Consider the following 595-nt stretch of genomic DNA (forward strand, 5'->3'; position numbering starts at 1 on the left):
TGAACCGCTCCGGGTTTAGTGGAGGCTGGGTTGTGCCGACTCGGCGGTGTCCGTGTCGGTGTTCTGACGGTAGTACTGCTCCTCGTACTCGGCCGGGGGAACGTCGCCGCACCAGGAGTGCAGCCGGTTGTGGTTGTACCAGTCGACCCATTCCATGGTCGCGAACTCGACCTGCTCCAGGCCGCGCCACGGGCCACGGCGCCGGATGAGCTCGGTCTTGTACAGGCCGTTGAGGGACTCCGCGGCTGCGTTGTCGTAGCTGTCACCCTTGGATCCGACCGAGGCGACCGCGCCGGCTGTGGCGAGCCGCTCGCTGTACGCGATGGCCACGTACTGGACGCCGCGGTCCGAATGGTGGACCACGCCCGTGACTTCGTGGTCCTCGCGTTGCCGCTGCCACAGTGCTTGCTCGAGCGCATCGAGGGCCAGGTCGGTCCGCAGGCTATTCGACACCCGCCACCCGACGACGCGACGAGAGAACAGGTCCAGGACGAACGCGACGTACACGAACCCGGTCCACGTAGCCACGTAGGTGATGTCGGCGACCCAGCGCTGGTTCGGCGCCGCAGCGGTGAAGTCCCGCTCGAGCAGGTCC

1 protein-coding gene is annotated in these 595 nt (G+C 67.2%); it reads right to left on the bottom strand.

Annotated features, from left to right (window positions below; genetic code table 11):
• Positions 1-15: 15 nt before the first annotated feature.
• Positions 16-595: IS3 family transposase (locus ABD297_RS23630; protein ID WP_344257625.1), on the bottom strand; the 580-nt coding region annotated here is incomplete at its 5' end.

Source organism: Terrabacter carboxydivorans (assembly GCF_039532035.1).
In the GTDB taxonomy this organism is placed as follows: Bacteria; Actinomycetota; Actinomycetes; order Actinomycetales; family Dermatophilaceae; genus Terrabacter; species Terrabacter carboxydivorans.